Here is an 18,972-nt window from a genome sequence, read left to right as displayed (position 1 = left end):
GGCACGTGTCCGGGCCTCGGGCCCGGGCAGGGGCCGGTCCGCGGCTTAGAGGTCGAAGTACAGCTCGAACTCGTGCGGGTGCGGGCGGAGCTGGATCGGGGCGATCTCGTTGGTGCGCTTGTAGTCGATCCACGTCTCGATCAGGTCGGAGGTGAAGACACCGCCGGCCTGGAGGTACTCGTTGTCCTGCTCCAGGGCTTCGAGGACGGCCGGCAGGGAGGTCGGGACCTGGGGGACGCCCGCGTGCTCCTCGGGGGCCAGCTCGTAGAGGTCCTTGTCGATCGGCTCGGCCGGCTCGATCTTGTTCTTGACACCGTCGAGGCCCGCGAGGAGGAGGGCCGAGAAGGCCAGGTACGGGTTGGAGGACGGGTCGGGGGCGCGGAACTCGACGCGCTTGGCCTTCGGGTTGGAGCCCGTGATCGGGATGCGCATCGCGGCGGAGCGGTTGCGCTGCGAGTAGACCAGGTTGACCGGGGCCTCGAAGCCGGGGACCAGGCGGTGGTAGGAGTTCACCGTCGGGTTGGTGAAGGCCAGCAGCGACGGGGCGTGCTTCAGGATGCCGCCGATGTAGTAGCGGGCGGTGTCGGAGAGGCCCGCGTAACCCTGCTCGTCGTAGAAGAGCGGGGAGCCGTTCTGCCAGAGCGACTGGTGGACGTGCATGCCCGAGCCGTTGTCGCCGAAGATCGGCTTCGGCATGAAGGTCGCGGTCTTGCCGTTGCGCCAGGCGACGTTCTTCACGATGTACTTGAAGAGCATCAGGTCGTCGGCGGCGGCCAGCAGGGTGTTGAACTTGTAGTTGATCTCGGCCTGGCCGGCCGTGCCCACCTCGTGGTGCTGGCGCTCGACCTGGAGGCCCTGACGGTCCAGCTCCAGGGAGATCTCGGCACGCAGGTCGGCGAAGTGGTCCACCGGCGGGGCCGGGAAGTAGCCGCCCTTGTAGCGGACCTTGTAACCGCGGTTGTTCTCGACCGCACCGGTGTTCCAGGCGCCGGCCTCGGAGTCGATGTGGTAGAAGCCCTCGTTCGCGGAGGTGCTGAAGCGGACCGAGTCGAAGACGTAGAACTCCGCCTCCGGGCCGAAGTACGCGGTGTCCGCGATGCCGGTGGAGGCGAGGTAGGCCTCCGCCTTCTTGGCGATGTTGCGCGGGTCACGGCTGTACTGCTCGCCGGTGATCGGGTCGTGGATAAAGAAGTTGATGTTGACCGTCTTGTCCCGGCGGAACGGGTCGACCCGGGCCGTGGACAGGTCGGCGCGCAGCGCCATGTCGGACTCGTGGATCGCCTGGAAACCGCGGATCGACGAGCCGTCGAAGGCCAGCTCCTCCGCCGGGTCGAAGATGCCCGCCGGGATGGTGAAGTGCTGCATCACACCTGGCAGGTCGCAGAACCGGACGTCGATGAACTTGACGTCCTCGTCGGCGATGAACTTCTTCGCGTCGTCGGCGTTCTGGAACATCCAACTCCTCCTACTCCCGTCCCGGGCGGGGGCGGGTTGGTAGCTCGTCCGTACGGCCAGTGCGGTGGCCACACGCAGGCCCGACGATAGGCAGAGGGGATTTCTCCAGCATGACCCGATTGTTTCGGCCGCGTTAACCGGGCGGGTCGCCGGAGTCGGATACATCACCCCGGACCGGTCCGGGAGCACCGTCCGGGGGCTGCCCCGGCCCCGGGGGACGGACCGGGGCGCAGTACCGTGGACGGGTGGACAACAGGCAAGCAATCGGATCGTGGCTCTCCGGACCCCGCGCGGCGGCCGAGGACATGGGCGTCGACTTCGGGTACCGGGGCAAGCGGCTCGGGCTGCCCGAGGAGGGGCCCGGCTCCATCGCGCCCACCGGGCGGCGGCTGGGGGCCATCTTCGTGGACTGGGGGCTCTGCTTCCTGGTCGCGAGCGCGTTCTTCGCCGACGGCAACCGCCAGACCGGCGGCAACTGGGCGCTCGGCATCTTCCTCGTGCTGAGCGTGCTGACGCTCGGGACGGTCGGCTTCACCCCCGGCAAGCGGCTCTTCCGGCTCCGGGTGGTCGCGGTCGAGGGCGGCCCGCTGCCCTTCGGCCGGGTCCTCCTGCGCAGTGTGCTGCTCTGCCTGGGGCTCCCGGCCCTGATCTGGGACCGCGACGGGCGCGGACTGCACGACCGGTTCGCCAAGGCCGTCCAGGTACGGATCTGATCCGGATCCCGGTGCGGTGCGGTGCGGTCCGGTTCGTTCCGGTACCGGCCAGGACCGATCGGAACCGGGCGCGCGGGCGGGGTTCGGAGGCGGTCTGATCAGGGCCGGGCGCGCGGACCGGGTCCGGAGTGGTCCCTCGGGCCGGCCGGACCGGGCCGTACGGTGTCGGGCCGCCGACCGATGGACCGGAGCAGACCGGGCCGGAGCCGGGTACGGCCGGAGCGCGGACCGCGGGCCCGGGTCCGAACGAGGGCCCGGTGATACGGCCCCGCGCCCCCCGGTGACGCAGCCCCGCCGCCGGGCGCGCCCGCACCGGCGGTGAACAGCAGAGAAGCGGGGGCGCCCGGAGATCCTCCGGGCGCCCCCGCTTCTCGTTTCAGGCGGGATTCGGTCAGCGTGTCTTCGGGCCGCCGCGCGGCATCCGCATGCCCTTGGGCATCGGGCCCTTCGGCACCGGCATATTGCTCAGCAGGTCGCCCAGCGCGCGCAACCGGTCGTTGGTCGCGGTCACCTGGGGGCCGGAGAGCACCCGGGGCAGCTTCAGCATGGTCGTACGGACCTTCTTCAGCGGCACCTGGCCCTCGTCCGTACCCACGACGATGTCGTGCACCGGAACGTCCATCACGACCCGCGACATCTTCTTCTTCTCGGCCGCCAGCAGCGGCTTCAGCCGGTTGGGGTTGCCCTCGGCGACCAGGACGATGCCCGCCCGGCCGACCGCCCGGTGCACCACGTCCTGGCTGCGGTTCATCGCCACCGCGGGGGTGGTCGTCCAGCCGCGGCCCACGTTCTGCAGGACGGCGGCCGCCGCACCCGGCTGGCCCTCCATCTGGCCGAAGGCCGCCCGCTCGGCCCGGCGGCCGAAAATGATCGCCATCGAAAGGAAGGCGAGCAGGAAGCCGAGAATGCCGAGATAGATCGGGTAGCCGACCCAGAAGCCGATTCCGAGGAAGACACCGAAGGTGACGATTCCTACGGCCGCGATGACCAGACCGACCAGCGGGTCGGCCTTGCGGGTCATCTTGTAGGTGAGGGCGATCTGCTTCAGTCGCCCCGGGTTCGCAGCAGCGTCAGTGCTGTCCGTTTTTGCCTTCCTCGCCATACAGCGAAGTTTACGTGGCCCGGGGCGTGCGCTCAGCCACGGCCTCCAGTACGTGCTCCGTCTCGACCCGGTCCCTGGCGCGGCGGCGGTCCTCCAGGACCGCCGTCCACGCGTTGCGGCGGGCGGTGCGCTGGCCGCTGCCGAGCAGCAGGGACTCCACGGCGCGCAGCGCGCCGGTCACGGACGGGAGGGCGGTGGCGCGTACGGTACGTGCCTCGGCGGCCTGCATGGCGGGACCCCCTTCGGGAACGGTGACCGCGGCCGGGGCCGCCTGGCGGCGGGGGAAGACCGGTCACGGTCGGGCGGACGGTGCGGTTCGTACAGGTGGGTGCGGTGCGGTACGGGTCGTACACGGTGCGGGTCGTGTCCGGCGTGTGGTGCCCGGCGGGCGGTGCGCGTCGGCGCCCACGGCTCCCCGCAGGTTCCGCGGAGGCGCTCACGACCACCGGCCGGCCCGCTCCGGTCGCCGTCGACCGGATGCTTTCGAAGCCGTCCCACCAGGGTCACTGCTTGGTGTTACCAGTGCGTGACCGACCGGTCAAACGCCGGTGAAACCCTGATATCCGGGCCCGGAATCCCGGCGCGGCCCGTACGCCGTCCCCACCTGCGGGAAGCATACGGGCCGCGCCCGCCCCCGTATTACCGAGGGGTAATCACTTGTGCCCGACTTCACACGACGGGCAGCGTGGCCCGGTCGCCCGACAGCCGCTTCTCCATCGCCTGCTGGTACAGCCGTCCCGCCCGGTACGACGAGCGCACCAGCGGTCCCGACATCACCCCGGAGTAGCCGATCTGCTCGGCCTCCTCCTTCAGCTCCACGAACTCGTGGGGCTTCACCCACCGCTCCACGGGGTGGTGGCGCACCGACGGCCGCAGGTACTGGGTGATCGTGATCAGCTCGCAGCCCGCGTCGTGCATCTGCCGCAGCGCGTCGGAGACCTCGGCGCGCTCCTCGCCCAGCCCCAGGATCAGGTTCGACTTGGTGACCAGACCGGCCTCGCGGGCCCGGGTCAGCACCTCCAGCGACCGCTCGTAACGGAAACCGGGGCGGATCCGCTTGAAGACCCGCGGCACCGTCTCGACGTTGTGCGCGAAGACCTCGGGACGGGAGGCGAAGACCTCGTCCAGCAGCTCGGGCACCGCGTTGAAGTCCGGGGCCAGCAGCTCGACCTTGGTCCGGCCGTCCGCGCGCCCGGCGGTCTGCCGGTGGATCTCCCGGACCGTCTCCGCGTACAGCCAGGCGCCGCCGTCCGGGAGGTCGTCCCGGGCGACACCGGTGATCGTCGCGTAGTTCAGGTCCATCGTGACGACGGACTCGCCGACCCGGCGGGGCTCGTCACGGTCCAGCGCCTCCGGCTTGCCCGTGTCGATCTGGCAGAAGTCGCAGCGCCGGGTGCACTGGTCACCGCCGATGAGGAAGGTCGCCTCGCGGTCCTCCCAGCATTCGAAGATGTTCGGACAGCCCGCCTCCTGGCACACCGTGTGCAGATCCTCGCTCTTCACGAGGGCCTGCATCTTCGTGTACTCGGGGCCCATTTTCGCCCGGGTCTTGATCCACTCGGGCTTGCGCTCGATGGGGGTCTGGCTGTTCCTGACCTCCAGGCGCAGCATCTTGCGTCCGTCGGGTGCGACAGCGGACACGTGGCGCCCCTTTCTGCTATCGCGGCATTCGATTCTGCGGCGCACACCAGGGTACGCCCGTGCTTTGTACGGCCCTGCCTCGTGACAACCCGGTCACGCTGAGGCGCATTCCCCCGAACGGCTGTGTACGGCTCTGGACGGCTCCCGTACGGCGCCGCGCGGCTCCGGCCCGGACTCCCGGACCGGCCTCCCGACGTCACCGCTCCCGGAGCGGTGACGTCCGGTTCCGCCGCCGGTTCAGCCGGTGGTCCCGACCGCCCGCGGCAGCGGTGCGGCGCCCTCCAGCACCTCCCGCAGATGCCGCTCCACCACCGGCAGTACCTCGGCGATCGTGAGGTCGCGGCCCAGCTCGCCCGCGAGCGACGCGACGCCCGCGTCCCGGATCCCGCACGGCACGATCCGGTCGAACCAGGTGTTGTCCGGGTTCACATTGAGGGCGAAACCGTGCATCGAGACGCCCTTCGCGATCCGGATCCCGATCGCGGCCAGCTTGCGGTCCTCCCGCCGCTGGCCCGCGTTGGACGGCGCGTACTCCGGCCCGCTCAGCCGCGGGTCGAACTCCTCGTCGTGCAGCCGGGGGTCGAAGTCCAGGGAGAGACCGCCGAGAGACGGCCGCTGCTCCACCGGATCGCCCAGCACCCAGACACCGCTGCGCCCCTCGACCCGGCTCGTCGCAACCCCCAGCTCGGCACAGGCGCCGATCAGCGCCTCCTCCAGCCTGCGGACATGCGCCACCACGTCCACCGGGCGCGGCAGCTTCAGGATCGGATAGCCCACCAGCTGCCCCGGGCCGTGCCAGGTGATCTTCCCGCCGCGGTCCACGTCGACGACCGGAGTGCCGTCCAGGGGCCGCTCGCTGTCCTCGGTCCGGCGGCCCGCCGTGTACACCGGCGGATGCTCCAGCAGCAGACACGTGTCCGGGACCTCGTCCGCGAACCGCGCCGCGTGGACCTCGCGCTGCTTCTGCCACGCCTCCCGGTACTCGACGGCGTCCTCGCCGAAGCCCAGATGGACGAACCGCAGCTCACCCACGGCACTGCCTCCTTCGAACCTTGCTTCGCGCCGTCGCGGCCGCCGCACTCCCGCCACTGTACGGCGGGGCGCACCGGCCACGGCCGGGAGGCTCCTCCCGTCAGCGCACCCCCCATCCTCACACGTTCGGATGAAGCTCCCGCGAAGCCCGCGGGCCGGGCCGGACGGGCCGCTAAATTCGCGCCGTTCCATGAGGGCTGTGACCGGCCCGGAAGGCAGGAGACCACACGGCTGATGACGGAACGACCCCCGCAGCGCACCCCCAACCGCCAGCTCGCCGCACTCATCGCCGAAGCCGGATTCTCCAATGCAGGGCTCGCCCGCAGAGTGGACCAGCTCGGACTGGAGCACGGTCTCGACCTCCGCTACGACAAGACGTCCGTGACCCGCTGGCTCCGCGGCCAGCAGCCGCGGGGCACCACCCCGGCACTCATCGCCGAGGTCTTCACCCGCCGCCTCGGCAGACGGCTGTCCGCGCAGGACCTGGGGCTGGACGCGTGTGCCCCGGTCTACGCGGGGCTGGAGTTCGCCGCCACCCCGGAGGAGGCCGTGGAGATCGTCGGCGGGCTCTGGCGCAAGGACTCCGGCAGCCATGCCGAGCTGCGCAAGATCGCCTTCACTCCCGCCGGTCTCGTCGTCCCCAGCCGCGACTGGCTGATCGGGCGCGCCGACGAACGCGTCGGGCGCGGCGATCCCACCCCCGGCGCGGGACCGGGCGGGCCGCGCGTGCCCGTCCAGGGCGGTACCGGCGTCCCCCGCCAGCGCACCGCCGACCGGATCACCGAACGGGGCCCGGGCCAGCGGGTCTCCAGCGGCGATATCGCGGCGCTGCGCTCGGTCGGCGAGCTGTTCCGCACCATCGACAACGCGTACGGCGGCGGCCACGCCCGCCAGGCCCTGGTCCGCTATCTGGAGCACGAGGCCGAGCCGATGCTCCGCGGTACGTACGGGGAGGTCACCGGCCGCAGGCTGTTCGGCGCGGTCGCGGATCTCACCCGGCTCGCCGGGTGGACCTCGTACGACATCGCGGCACACGGTCTCGCCCAGCGCTACTTCGTCCAGGCGCTGCGGCTGGCGCAGGCCGCCGGTGACCGGGCGTACGGCTCGTACGTCCTGGTCACCATGAGCCGTCAGGCGGTCTATCTGGGCCACGGACGCGAGGCGGTCCAGCTCACCAGGGTCGCCCAGCAGGGTCTCGGCCCCTCCGCCCCGCCGGTGGTGCAGGCGCTGCTGCATGCGGTGGAGGCCCGCGGCCACGGTGTCCTCGGCGAGGCCCGCGCCTGTACAGCCTCCCTGGTCAGGGCCGAACGCGCCCTGGAGTCGGCCAGGCCCGGAGACGATGTGCCGCACTGGGCGCGCTTCTTCGACGAGGCGCAGCTCGCGGACGAGTTCGGGCACTGCTACCGCGACCTCCAGCAGTACCGCCCCGCCGTCCAGCACGCGGAACGCTCCCTCCAGCTCCGCCCCCACGGGCTGGCCCGCAGCAGGCTCTTCTGCCGGGTGGTCCTCGCCACGGCCCGCCTCGGCCTCGGCGAATTGGACCAGGCCTGCGCGCTGGGCGCCGAGGCCGCGCTCCAGGCGTCGGAGATGCGCTCGGTACGGGCACTGGAGTACGTCCGCGACTTCGAACGCCGCCTGGAGCCGTACCGCGAGGCGGCGGCCGTCCGCACCTACCGCGAGCGGGTCGCGGCGCTGGGCTAGGGCGCCAGGGGGCCGGGCGGGCCGTCCGCCCCGCGGCCCCGCCGGGAGCACCCGGCGGGGCCGGTGGCGGGTTTCGTCAGGCCGCCAGGGGCAGCTCCGGGGTGCCCGGGACGCCGAAGTCGCGCAGCACGGCACGGGCGGCCCGGCGGCCCGAGCGGAGGGCGCCCTGGACCGTGCTCGTGTCGCGGTGGTCACCGCACACGTAAAGGCCGGACAGCACCCGGACCCGGCGGCGCGGATCGTGCGGGGCGGGCATCGCCGGGACCGCGTCGGGTGTCCGGTGGACCGCGAGCAGCTCCCAGCCGTCCGTCGGCACCCCGTACACCCTCGCCAACTGGGCCCGGACGAGCGCGTCCAGACCGGCCGGCGGGGTACCCAGCACCGCCGACGTGATCAGCGCCCGGCCGTCGGGCGCCCGCGTCGGGTCGACCGCGCTCATCACCGAGGTGTGCGCCACCGGGCCGGTGCGGTCGGCGTCCAGTACCAGCGCCGCGCCCGTCGGGGGCGCCTCGGGCGCGGCATGGTGCACCAGGGTCACCGGGTGGAAGTCCGGCACCCGCAGCCCCGGCAGCAGCTCCGCCGCCTCCCGGGCGCCGGTGGCCAGGACCAGCGCCCGGCAGGACAGCTCGCCGTACTCCTCCGTGCTGACCCGGTTGATCGAAGCCTCCTTGACCCGGACCCCGGTCAGTACCGTGCCCGCCGGCAGCGCCGCCGCCAGCAGGTCCGGGATCGTCCCCGAACCGCCCTCGGGCACACAGAGACGGCCCCGGGCGAAGCCGCGCAGCGTGAGATCGGCGCACCGGCTCGACGTCGTCAGCTCCGGATCGCAGAGCAGGGCCGACAGCAGCGGGCGCAGAAAGCCCCCGACCGTACGGGCGGGGAGCCCCCGGGCGGCCATCGCCTCGGCCGCCGACCGCTCGGGACGGGACACCAGCCGCTCCGCCGAGGTGCCCGCGAGCAGGGCCAGCGAGGCGCTCAGCCGGGCCTCGTCCAGCGGCCGGGGGGCGCTCGCGAGGGCGCGTGCCATGGTCAGTGCTCCCCCCACGCTCCTCCGGGCCGCCCACGCGCCGTGCGCGCCGGAGGGTTCGGCCTGGTCGGGGTGGGTACGGGGGTACGGCACGGCGCCCGGACCCCGGCGGCGTACCACCTCCCCCGTACGGTGCAGCCTGCTGTCCCGGTGGACGAGCACGCCCGGTGCGAACGGCCGCAGGGTCAGGCCCGACAGGGCCGGGACGCGGCGCAGCTCCCGGGAGGAGGTGCTGAGGAGCCGGCCGACCCGGTCGAGCCGGAACCCGTCGGTCTCCTCGGTGGCCGTCCGGCCCCCGGGCCGGTCCGCGGCCTCCAGGACCGAGACACCGATCCCCGCCGCGGTGAGTGCGAGGGCGGCGGAGAGTCCGGCGGTACCGGCTCCCACGACGATGACGTCCGCATGGTCCGCATGGTGTGCGGTGCTGCTGAGCACGTGCCCCTCCCCGAGGTCGGCAACGGCTGGCGGGAGGTCGGGCTCCCACAGGGTCATGCCCTCGACGGGCCCGACGAATACCGGAGTTCGGCACGAGGTTAGGGAGGGGTGGCCGATCCTCGCCGCGCGCGTGCGGCGGGGCACGGGGGCGTGCGGGGCGCATGGCACCGGACGGTGTCGTCGCAGTTCGGCGCGGGGGAGCGGCGCCCGGGCGCCCGGTGGGCCGGTGGCATGCCCCGGTGGAGTGCCGACGGCACATGCCGTACCCGGCGGCCGGGAACGGCGGCACCGGCCCCGGCGCGCGGCCCGTGCGGCGGCCTGAGCCGGGAGGGGAAACCGGGGCGGATATCCGGCGGGCGCACCGGGGTGGGTGTCCCGGACGGTACGGCGGAGACGGGGGCGGCGTACCGCACGGGACCCCCGGCGGGAGTGCGGTGCGTCCCGCCGACGGCCTCCGGCGCCCGGGAGCCGCGCGCCCGCCCGGGGCTGCCGCGGCCCCGGGGGCGGCCGCCGCCCACCCGGTGCCGGGCACCGTGGGACACCGGACAGTTGGCCGGAATACCGCCGCGGCCGCCCGGGTCCGCGGCCCGGTCCGCGGACCAGGTCCGCGAACCAGGTCCGTGCCGCCGCGGTCTCCTCGCCCCCGGCACCGTTGCCGCCGCCGTCCCGGCGCCTCCGCCCGCACCCGGAGCATGCCGCCCGGCCGGTGCCGCGGGCCCGCGGCGGGGCTGGCGGCGGCCACCGGGGGCGCGGCCGTGGTTCCCGCCGCCGCGGTCGTCGCCGCGCCGGGGGCCGTGGGCAGGGAGAGCTGGGCGGGAAGGGCGGGACGTGTCCATGAAGGCCACCGGTACGCACGCGGGCCCGGCCCGGCCGGTGACGGACCCGGGCGTCTTGTCCGCAAGGCAGCGCCGTCCGCCCGGAGGACGGGCCCTGCGGCTTCCCCGGCCCTGCGGCTTCCCCGGCCCTGCGGCTTCCCCGGCCCTGCGGCTCCCCGGCCCTGCGGCTCCCCGGCCCTGCGGCCGGGCGGAGGCACCTCCGCGGGGCCGGGGGCCGGTGCGTGGCCATCGCAAGGCAGTGGGGGCCTCGGCGCGCAGCCGGGGCGCGGTTTCCCCCGTACGTCCGGCGTATCCCCGCCCGGACGGCCGCGGGGCGCGCCCGGGAAATCCCGGCAACACCGCGGGGGCCGCCCTGCCGGCAGCGCACCGGGGGAGCGCATGGGCCGGGCGGGGCCTTCCGGAGAGGGCCCTATCGTGCCCGGGAGTCCTCGGCGAGGGCCGCGGCGACGGCCGCGTCGATGCCAGGGAAAGCGAACTCGAAGCCCGAGTCCAGCAGCCTCCGCGGCACCGCCCTGGTGCTGGCGAGGACGTCGGACGCCATCTCGCCCAGTGCGGCGCGCAGCGCGAAGCGCGGGACCGCGAACACGGCCGGGCGGTGGAGCGCGCGGGACATCGCCTCGGTGATCTCGCGATTGGTCAGCGGTTCGGGCGCGGTGAGGTTCACCGGGCCGGAGAGCGACGGGGTGTCGAGGAGATGCCGCAGCGCCGCCACCTCGTCGTGCCGGGAGATAAAACTCCAGTACTGGCGGCCGTCGCCGAGCCGGCCGCCGAGACCGGCCTTGAACAGCGGGAACATCCGGCCCCACGCGCCACCGCCGCGGGCCACCACCAGCCCGGTGCGGGCGAACACGGTCCGGATGCCCGCTTCCGCCGCCGGGGCCGCGGCCGCCTCCCACTCCACGCACACCTCCGGCAGGAAACCCGCCCCCGCCGGGGCGCTCTCGTCGACCGCGCGGCCGCCCGTGTCGCCGTAGTAGCCCACCGCGCTGCCGCACAGCAGCACCCGGGGCGGGGCGTCCAGGGAGGCCACGGCCTCGGCGAGGGCCGCGGTGCCCAGCACCCGGCTGTCCCGGATCTCCTTGCGGTACGCGGCCGTCCAGCGGTGGTCGCCGACGCCCGCGCCCGCGAGATTGACCACCGCGTCACAGCCGGCCAGGCCCGCCGTGTCGACGTACTTCCGCCGGGGGTCCCACTCCACCTCGTCCCCGGCGCGCGCGGGCCTGCGCACCAGTCCGACCACCTCGTGGCCGTCGGAGCGCAGGGAGTGGACAAGCGCCGTGCCGATGAGTCCGGTTGAGCCGGAGACCGCGATCCTCATAAAGGCCATCCTGCCCCGTGACGGGGTGTGAAACAGTGACCCGCATGTCCGAACTTCCTGTAGCGGCCACGCACTCGTTCCGGGTCCGGGCCGCCCGTACCGGCGACGGCCCCGCCCTCGGGGCGCTCGACCGTGCCACCTGGTCGACGCTGCACGCCGTGATGCCCCAGCCGGAGCCCCCGTACGACCCCTTCTTCGACTCCACCCACCGCCCCGAGCACTATCTGGTGGCGGAGAACGTGGCGGAGAACACGGCGGCGAGTACGGCGGCGAGTACGGCGGAGAGCACGGACGGCTCCGGTGCCGGAGGCGGCGGCGGCGAGCCGCTCGGCTATATCCGGCTGGTGCCCCCGACCCCGCTGCCCTGCAACCGGCATGTCCGCCAGATACAGGGGCTGGCCGTATCGGAGGCCGCCCGCGGCCGCGGAGTCGCGCGGGCGCTGCTCCGGGCCGCGTACGACGAGGCCCGGCGGCAGGGCGCCGTACGGATCACGCTGCGGGTCCTGGGCCACAACGCACCCGCCCGTGCCCTGTACGAGAGCGAGGGCTTCACCGTGGAGGGCGTCCTGCGGGACGAGTTCCTGCTCGGCGGGGAGTACGTGGACGACGTCCTCATGGCCCGCCGGCTGGACTGACGCCCTTCCGGCGCCCGGGCCCGGCAGCGGCCGCCCGCCTCCGTCACTCGGGGCCGAAGCGCTCCCAGAGCCGGGGGAACCTGCGGGCCAGGTCCGCGTCGTCGTCGAAGTCGAAGGGGGTGCCCAGCGGCTCCGCGGGCTGCGGCGGGAGCCCCAGATCCGGCGCGATCGCCCCGGTGAGCTGCTCGTACGCCTCGTCGGCCGCGTACCCCAGCTCCTCGCCGTCGCCGTCGATGTCCTCGTCGAAACCGTCGAGGAGCTCGGCGAGGGAGTCCGGTTCGTGCACGCCGCCCTCGAAGACCTCCCGCCCCTGGCCGATCAGCCAGCAGCGGAAGTAGTCGAAGGCGTCGTCGCTGGCACCGCCCAGCAGCACGGCCGCCGCGCCCCACAGATCCCAGGTGTACGCACGGTTGTAGCGGGCCTCGAAATGGCGCGCGAAGTCGAGCACGGAATCGGGGTCGAGCCGGAGCAGCCGTTCGACCAGCAGGTCCGCATGGTCCTCGGGATCGCCCTCGGCGGCCTCGCGGGTGCTGTCGACGATCTCCCAGAACTCCGTCTCGTCCATCACGCGTCCAGCATCGTGCGTCGGGGCGGCCCGCGCACGCGGAGCGGGGTAATCCGCCGGAGCCGGGGTGCCGGCGCGGGGCGGGACGGGCCCGCGGCGGCAGGCGCGTGGCGAGGGGTGGTGCGGGTGAAGGGCTGCGAAACACCCGCCAAGCCGGACAGAGGATGTCGGGATTGCCTGGCACGGTCGTCGTCATGACTGCGAGCACACCGAAACAGCAGCCCCTCGCCGGACGGATCGCGCTGGTCGCGGGGGCCACCCGCGGTGCCGGGCGCGCCCTTGCCGTGGCCCTGGGCGCGGCGGGCGCCACCGTGTACGCGACGGGACGCACCACCCGCGACCGGGTCAGCGAGATGGGCCGCCCGGGCGAGACGATCGAGCAGACCGCGGAGCTGGTCACGGCGGCGGGCGGCGAGGGCATCGCCGTACCCACCGACCATCTGGACGCGGCGCAGGTACGGCGGCTGGTCGACCGGATCGACCGGGACCACGGCCGCCTCGACATCCTCGTGAACGACGTCTGGGGCGGCAATCCGCTGCTCGACTTCGCCACCCGGATGTGGGACGTCGACCTGGACCGCGGACTGCGGATGATCGACCTGGGGGTCCGCACCCACATCATCACCAGCAGCATCGCCCTGCCGCTGCTGGTCCGCCGCCCCGGCGGGCTGGTCGTCGAGGTCACCGACGGCACCGCCCGCACCAACCGGGGCCTCCGCGAGAACTTCTACTACGACCTGGCCAAGAACGGGCCCATCCGGATGGCGTACATCCTCGGCGAGGAGCTGAAGACCGTCGGCGCCGCCGCGGTCGCGGTCACCCCCGGCTTCCTCCGCTCCGAGGAGATGCTCGACCACTTCGGGCTGACCGAGGAGGACTGGCGGGACGGCATCGGGCGGCTCGACGAGCACTGGGCGCTCTCCGAGTCGCCCGCCTATCTCGCCCGCGGGGTCGCGGCCCTCGCCGCCGACCCGGACCGGGCGCGGTTCAACGGGCAGTCCCTCGACAGCGGGCAGCTCGCCCGGGAGTACGGCGTCACCGACACCGACGGCAGCACACCGGACGTCTGGGGCTTCATCCTGGCCGAGCGAGCGGGGGAGCGGCCGGATCCGGCCGGCTACCGCTGACGGTCCGCGGACCGGCCCCACCGGGGTCGCCCCGCGACTGCCCGACACCCGACGCCCGACGCCGCACGCCCGGCGGACGGGCCGGGGGACCGGTGCACGGCGGACGGCGGACGGGCCGGGGGGTACGGCCCTACGGCCCCGGCGCCCGGCCCGGCCGGTTCAGTCCCGGTCCTCGGCGGCGGGCGGCGGTGCGCCGTACCGCTCCGCCATCCGCTCCGCCGTCCGGGCGAAGGCGGCCCGCAGCTCCGCCGGGGCCAGCACCTCGGCCTCCGGGCCCAGGGAGAGCAGCTGGACGTACGCCACCTCGGACGATTCGACGGGGAGGGCGACTGTCACCAGGCCCAGGGCGTCCGGTTCGGCGGCGGCCAGGGCCTGCCGGGCGGCGGCCCGGTCCGTCGCGTACGGAAGACGCCGCGCGCCCTCCTCCGTGAGTCTGACGACGACCTCGGACCGCAGGAGGGAGCGGGCGAACTCGTCCGCCCGCTCGTCCCAGAAGGCGGGGAGGTCGAAGTCCGGGTCCCGGTCGAAGAGTCCGTCGTCGCCGAAGGGACCGGCGGCGGTGGGTTCGACGGCGGAGAACCGGTCGATGCGGTACACCCGGAACGGCGCGTCGGGAGTGGCGGAAGCGTCGGGAGCGGTCGGAAGGGCGGGAGCGGTTGGAACGGCGGGAGCGGCGGATTCCGGCGGGGGTGGTGCGGAGGCCCGGGCGGCGCGGCCGGGCGACGGCGCGGCCGTGGTGCCTGCGGCGTGACCCTGCGGCTGCGCGGCCTCGGTGGTGCGTACGGGAGTCGGCGGCGCGGCGGCCGTGGGAGCCGCGGATCCGGTCGGCGCGGCGGTACGGGCCGGATCCGGACCGTCGCCGCCCACCCGCGCGCACAGGTACCAGACGCCCGCCTTCAGCACCAGGCCGTGCGGCTCCAGCACCCGCTCCACCCGTGCGCCGCCCCGGTTCTCGTACGCGACCGTCACCCGCCGGTCGCCCCACACCGCGTCCGCCAGCGGTGCGAGCAGCGGAGGTGTCTCCGGCTCCTGGTACCAGCCCGGCGCGTCGAGATGGAAGCGCTGCGCCGCGGAGTGCGGGGCATCGCTGAGCGAGGGCGTCAGAGCGGCGGAGACCTTCAGCCGGGCGGCCGACGCCGCGTCCTCCAGGCCCATCTCGCGCAGGGCGCCCGGCAGCCCCGACAGAAAGAGCGCCTCCGCCTCGCTGCGGCCGAGACCGGTCAGCCGGGTGCGGTAGCCGCCGACCAGCCGGTAGCCGCCGGCCCGGCCCCGGTCCGCGTAGACCGGCACCCCCGCCTCGGACAGGGCCAGCGCGTCACGGGTCACGGTGCGCTCGGAGACCTCCAGCTCACGGGCGAGCTCCGCCCCCGTCATCGAGGGCCGCGACTGGAGCAGGAGCACCATTTTGATCAGCCGGGCAGCGCGCATCTCCCCATCATGCCCGCGCCGCCGCCCCGACCGCCCGGTGCGGCGGTCCGGCCAGCGGCTCCTGGAGTTCGGTGACCCACTTCGACCGGTCCGGCGGGCATTCCAGGGTCACCTCCCGGGCATAACCGGCGGAGCGGTGGCCATGGGCGTCCACCCAGCGGGCGAGCGCCTGCGACGCCGGGACCACCGCGTCCATCGAGCCGCGGTGCACCAGCGTGGCGGCCCGCTCCAGCGCCGGGAGCACCACGACCGCCGTCCCGGTGTCACCGGGCCGGACCTCGCCGCCCAGCGCCACGGCCGCGTGCACCACGACCGCGCCCCCGCCGCCCGGCGCGTCCTCGTAGTACGCGATACCCGGCCCGGCCGGGGAGACCCCGGCCGCCGCCAGCCGCCGGAACAGCTCCTCGTACAGCGGGCCGATGACGGGGCTGATGTCCTCGGGGCCGTAGCTCCGGGCCGTCGCCGTCAGCTCCGCGACCCGGACCGCGGGGACGGACTTCACGACGACCTCGTCGGCCGGCATCCGGCCCTCGTCCTCGATGGACCGCAGCCGCGCCTCGACGCCGGTCAGCCGCCCGGCGGCCGCCGCCATCGCCGCCTCCAGCTCGGCCCGGCGCAGCAGCAGCATCCCCCGCAGCTCCTCCGTACCGATCCGCTCGTCGAGGATCCGCCGCACCTGCTCCAGGGTGAAACCGAGATCCTTGAGGGCGACGATCCGGTTGAGCGCGGACAGCTGCGCGGCCCCGTAGTGGCGGTAGCCCGTCCGGGGATCGGTGTGCTCGGGGCGGAGCAGGCCGATCTCGTCGTAGTGCCGGAGCATCCGGGCGGACACCCGGCCGTGCCGGGCGAAGTCCCCGATGGTGAACACGCATCACTCCTCGGCCGGTCGATCGGACCGCTCCAGGATGCACCGGGCACAGGGCCCGGCAGTCCCCCCGGCCCCGGGGTACCGGCGCCCGGGACCGGAAACAGGATCACCCCCGGCCGGAGGACAGGATCACCCCCGGCCGGAAACGGGATCCCCCGGGACCGGAAACGGGATCACCCCCGGGCGGCGAACCGCCCGGGGGTGATCTTCGTCGGTGACGGCCGGAGCCGGACCCGTCAGAGCCCGTAACGCTCCCGGGCCTCCTTCACGGCGGAGGCCGGAACCTCGCCGCGCCGCGCGAGCTGTGCCAGCGCCGCCACGGTGATCGACGGGGCGTCCACGCCGAAGTGGCGGCGCGCCGCCTCGCGGGTGTCCGACAGACCGAAGCCGTCGGTGCCCAGCGAGGACCAGTCCTGCTCGACCCACTGGCTGATCTGGTCCGGCACCTGCCGCATCCAGTCGCTGACCGCGATGACCGGGCCCGGCGCCCCGGCCAGTGCCTTGCGGACGTACGGGGTGCGCTCCTCGCCGCGGAGCAGCGCCTCGTCCGCCTCCAGGGCGTCCCGGCGCAGCTCGCCCCAGGACGTCGCCGACCACACGTCGGCCGTGACGCCCCACTCGTCGGCGAGCATCCGCTGCGCCTCCAGCGCCCAGTGGATCGCCGTACCGGACGCCAGCAGCTGGAGCCGCGGGGAGTCCTGGCGGGGCGCGGTGCCCTCGCGGAACCGGTACAGGCCCTTGAGGATGCCCTCCTCGACGCCTTCCGGCATCGCGGGCTGCGGCTTGGGCTCGTTGTAGACCGTCAGGTAGTAGAAGACGTCCTCGGCGTCGGGGCCGTACATCCGGCGCAGACCGTCCTTGACGATCACCGCGATCTCGTACGCGAACGCCGGGTCGTAGTTGAGCGACGCCGGGTTCGTGGACGCGATCAGATGCGAGTGGCCGTCCGCGTGCTGGAGGCCCTCACCGGTCAGCGTGGTGCGGCCCGCGGTGGCACCGACGATAAAGCCCTTGCCGAGCTGGTCGGCGAGCTGCCACATCTGGTCGCCGGTGCGCTGCCAGCCGAACATCGAGTAGAAGATGTAGAACGGGATCATCGGCTCGCCGTGCGTCGCGTACGACGAAGCGGCGGCGATGAAATCGGCCATGGCGCCGGCCTCGGTGATCCCCTCGTTGAGGATCTGGCCGTCGGTGGCCTCCTTGTAGTACATCAGCTGGTCGCGGTCGACCGGCTCGTACGTCTGGCCCAGCGGCGAGTAGATACCGGCCGACGGGAAGAGCGACTCCATACCGAAGGTACGGGCCTCGTCGGGGACGATCGGCACCCAGCGGCGGCCGGTCTCCTTGTCCCGCATCAGGTCCTTCACCAGGCGGACGAAGGCCATCGTGGTGGCCATCTCCTGGTTGCCGGAGCCCTTCTGGAGGGCCTTGAAACCGCGCTCCTCCGGCTCGGGCAGCACCACCTGGTGCACCCGGCGGGCGGGGGCGGGGCCGCCGAGGGCCGCGCGCCGCTCCTGGAGGTAGCGGACCTCGGGGGAGTCCGCGCCCGGGTGGCCGTAGGGGACCAGGCCGTCGGCGAACGCGCTGTCCGGGATCGGCAGCCCGAGCAGCTCCCGCATGTCCTTGAACTCGTCGACCGTCAGCTTCTTCATCTGGTGGTTCGCGTTCTTCGACGCGAAGCCCTTGCCGAGGGTGTGGCCCTTCACGGTCTGCGCGAGGATCACGGTCGGCGCGCCCTTGTGGGCGAGGGCGGCGCGGTAGGCCGCGTACACCTTGCGGGCCTCGTGGCCGCCGCGGGAGGTGTAGAAGCAGTCGGCGATCTTGGCGTCCGTGAGCACCTTCGCCAGCTCGGCGAGGGCGGGCTCGGCGCCGAAGAAGTGCTCGCGGATGTACGCGATGTCACGCGTGGCGTACGTCTGGAACTGGGCGTCCGGCACCTCGCGCAGCCGGCGGACCAGCGCGCCGGTGGTGTCCAGGGCGAACAGCTCGTCCCAGGCGTTGCCCCAGAGCGTCTTCACGACGTTCCAGCCGGCGCCGCGGAACTGGGCCTCCAGCTCCTGGACGATCTTGAAGTTGGCGCGGACCGGGCCGTCGAGACGCTGCAGGTTGCAGTTGATCACGAAGGTCAGGTTGTCCAGGCGCTCCCGGGCCGCCAGCGCGATGGCGGCGGTCGACTCGGGCTCGTCCATCTCGCCGTCGCCGAGGAAGGCCCAGACGTGGGAGTTGGAGGTGTCCTTGATGGACCGGTTGTGCAGATAGCGGTTGAACCGCGCCTGGTAGATCGCGGAGAGCGGGCCGAGGCCCATCGAGACCGTGGGGAACTCCCACAGCCAGGGCAGTCGCCGCGGGTGCGGGTACGACGGCAGACCGGCGCCGCCGGCCTCCTGGCGGAAGTTGTCCAGGTGGGCCTCGGTGAGACGGCCGTCCAGGAAGGCGCGGGCGTATATGCCGGGCGAGGCGTGGCCCTGGATGTAGAGCTGGTCGCCGCTGCCGTCGCCCTCCTTGCCGCGGAAGAAGTGGTTGAAGCCGGTCTCGTAGAGCCAGGCCGCCGAGGCGAAGGTGGCAATGTGGCCGCCGACGCCGAATCGCGAGCCGCGGGTGACCATGGCGGCCGCGTTCCAGCGGTTCCAGGCCGTGATCCGGGACTCCATCGCCTCGTCACCGCCGAAGGCGGGCTCGGCGGAGGTGGGGATGGTGTTGACGTAGTCCGTCTCCAGCAGCCGGGGTACGGGTACGCCCGCCTTCTCGGCGTGCTGGAGGGTGCGGCGCATCAGATACGCGGCGCGGTGGGGACCGGCGTGCTGGGTTACGGCATCGAGGGATGCCGCCCATTCGGCGGTCTCCTCGGCATCGCGGTCCGGGAGCTGGTCCAGCTCGCTCGGAAGCTTGCCTACGGGGTCGGTCATGATCGCCGCCTTCCGGACTGGGAGGTGGGGTGGAGATGGTGGAGGCAGGTGGTACTGGGTTGGTACGCGATGCCTTGGGGGGTGCCTTGTCTGGCAGGACAGGGCGCTCGGGGCGTATGTGCCCCGAGTGACTGTAAGCCTCTGATCGATGATCGATCAAAGTACTTGGAGGTAAAACTTCTC

At 73.6% G+C, this 18,972-nt stretch carries 15 protein-coding genes; 4 read left to right on the top strand and 11 right to left on the bottom strand.

The annotated features are described in order from the left end of the window. Nucleotides 1-45 precede the first annotated feature (45 nt). Nucleotides 46-1,455, bottom strand: a complete 1,410-nt coding sequence (gene glnA, locus ACWDR0_RS14915) for a type I glutamate--ammonia ligase (RefSeq protein WP_456352078.1) — start codon at nt 1,453-1,455, stop codon at nt 46-48. Nucleotides 1,456-1,700: 245 nt separating this feature from the next. Between glnA and ACWDR0_RS14910 the strand changes: the two genes are divergently transcribed. Then, on the top strand, nt 1,701-2,168 hold the full coding sequence (locus tag ACWDR0_RS14910) for an RDD family protein (protein WP_456352077.1): 468 nt from the start codon (nt 1,701-1,703) through the stop codon (nt 2,166-2,168). A gap of 391 nt (nt 2,169-2,559) precedes the next feature. Here the strand turns inward: ACWDR0_RS14910 and ACWDR0_RS14905 are convergent, their stop codons facing one another. The 4 genes from ACWDR0_RS14905 to lipB form a co-directional block, all read right to left on the bottom strand. Beyond that, nucleotides 2,560-3,270 carry a DUF4191 domain-containing protein gene (locus ACWDR0_RS14905; RefSeq protein WP_456352076.1) on the bottom strand — a complete coding sequence of 237 codons (711 nt, stop codon included), beginning with the start codon at nt 3,268-3,270 and terminating at the stop codon, nt 2,560-2,562. Nucleotides 3,271-3,280: 10 nt separating this feature from the next. Further along, nucleotides 3,281-3,499, bottom strand: a complete 219-nt coding sequence (locus ACWDR0_RS14900; protein WP_456352075.1) for an SCO2195 family GlnR-regulated protein — start codon at nt 3,497-3,499, stop codon at nt 3,281-3,283. A gap of 440 nt (nt 3,500-3,939) precedes the next feature. Continuing rightward, nucleotides 3,940-4,911, bottom strand: coding sequence for a lipoyl synthase (gene lipA, locus ACWDR0_RS14895; RefSeq protein ID WP_456352074.1), 972 nt, complete (start codon nt 4,909-4,911; stop codon nt 3,940-3,942). Nucleotides 4,912-5,148: 237 nt separating this feature from the next. Then, nucleotides 5,149-5,943, bottom strand: a complete 795-nt coding sequence (gene lipB / locus ACWDR0_RS14890) for a lipoyl(octanoyl) transferase LipB (protein ID WP_456352073.1) — start codon at nt 5,941-5,943, stop codon at nt 5,149-5,151. Nucleotides 5,944-6,177: 234 nt separating this feature from the next. On the opposite strand from lipB, the gene ACWDR0_RS14885 reads away from it, so the two are divergent. Continuing rightward, nucleotides 6,178-7,644, top strand: a complete 1,467-nt coding sequence (locus tag ACWDR0_RS14885; RefSeq protein ID WP_456352072.1) for a regulator — start codon at nt 6,178-6,180, stop codon at nt 7,642-7,644. A 76-nt stretch (nt 7,645-7,720) separates the two neighbouring features. Here ACWDR0_RS14885 and ACWDR0_RS14880 read toward each other — a convergent pair whose 3' ends face one another. Continuing rightward, nucleotides 7,721-9,106, bottom strand: coding sequence for an NAD(P)/FAD-dependent oxidoreductase (locus ACWDR0_RS14880; RefSeq protein WP_456352071.1), 1,386 nt, complete (start codon nt 9,104-9,106; stop codon nt 7,721-7,723). A gap of 1,245 nt (nt 9,107-10,351) precedes the next feature. Further along, on the bottom strand, nt 10,352-11,269 hold the full coding sequence (locus ACWDR0_RS14875) for a TIGR01777 family oxidoreductase (RefSeq protein ID WP_456352070.1): 918 nt from the start codon (nt 11,267-11,269) through the stop codon (nt 10,352-10,354). 35 nt (nt 11,270-11,304) lie between these two features. On the opposite strand from ACWDR0_RS14875, the gene ACWDR0_RS14870 reads away from it, so the two are divergent. Beyond that, nucleotides 11,305-11,895: an N-acetyltransferase family protein gene (locus ACWDR0_RS14870; protein WP_456352069.1), complete on the top strand. Its 591-nt coding sequence runs from the start codon at nt 11,305-11,307 to the stop codon at nt 11,893-11,895. 43 nt (nt 11,896-11,938) lie between these two features. On the opposite strand, the gene ACWDR0_RS14865 is transcribed toward ACWDR0_RS14870, so the two are convergent. Then, on the bottom strand, nt 11,939-12,460 hold the full coding sequence (locus tag ACWDR0_RS14865; protein WP_456352110.1) for a DUF4240 domain-containing protein: 522 nt from the start codon (nt 12,458-12,460) through the stop codon (nt 11,939-11,941). 194 nt (nt 12,461-12,654) lie between these two features. Between ACWDR0_RS14865 and ACWDR0_RS14860 the strand changes: the two genes are divergently transcribed. Continuing rightward, nucleotides 12,655-13,587 carry an SDR family oxidoreductase gene (locus ACWDR0_RS14860; RefSeq protein WP_456352068.1) on the top strand — a complete coding sequence of 311 codons (933 nt, stop codon included), beginning with the start codon at nt 12,655-12,657 and terminating at the stop codon, nt 13,585-13,587. A gap of 159 nt (nt 13,588-13,746) precedes the next feature. Here ACWDR0_RS14860 and ACWDR0_RS14855 read toward each other — a convergent pair whose 3' ends face one another. The 3 genes from ACWDR0_RS14855 to aceE all read right to left on the bottom strand — a co-directional run bounded on the left by ACWDR0_RS14855 (nt 13,747) and on the right by aceE (nt 18,789). Further along, nucleotides 13,747-15,015, bottom strand: a complete 1,269-nt coding sequence (locus ACWDR0_RS14855; RefSeq protein ID WP_456352067.1) for a helix-turn-helix transcriptional regulator — start codon at nt 15,013-15,015, stop codon at nt 13,747-13,749. Nucleotides 15,016-15,022: 7 nt separating this feature from the next. Next, nucleotides 15,023-15,883, bottom strand: a complete 861-nt coding sequence (locus ACWDR0_RS14850) for a MerR family transcriptional regulator (RefSeq protein ID WP_456352066.1) — start codon at nt 15,881-15,883, stop codon at nt 15,023-15,025. Nucleotides 15,884-16,119: 236 nt separating this feature from the next. Next, entirely contained in the window at nt 16,120-18,789 is a 2,670-nt protein-coding gene (gene aceE / locus ACWDR0_RS14845) for a pyruvate dehydrogenase (acetyl-transferring), homodimeric type (protein WP_456352065.1), read from the bottom strand. Nucleotides 18,790-18,972: the final 183 nt, after the last annotated feature.

The sequence above is a fragment of the Streptomyces sp. NPDC003691 genome (genome assembly GCF_053981115.1).
The sequence above is the reverse complement of the archived record's forward strand: the minus strand, read 5'-3'. Positions and strand labels throughout refer to the sequence as shown.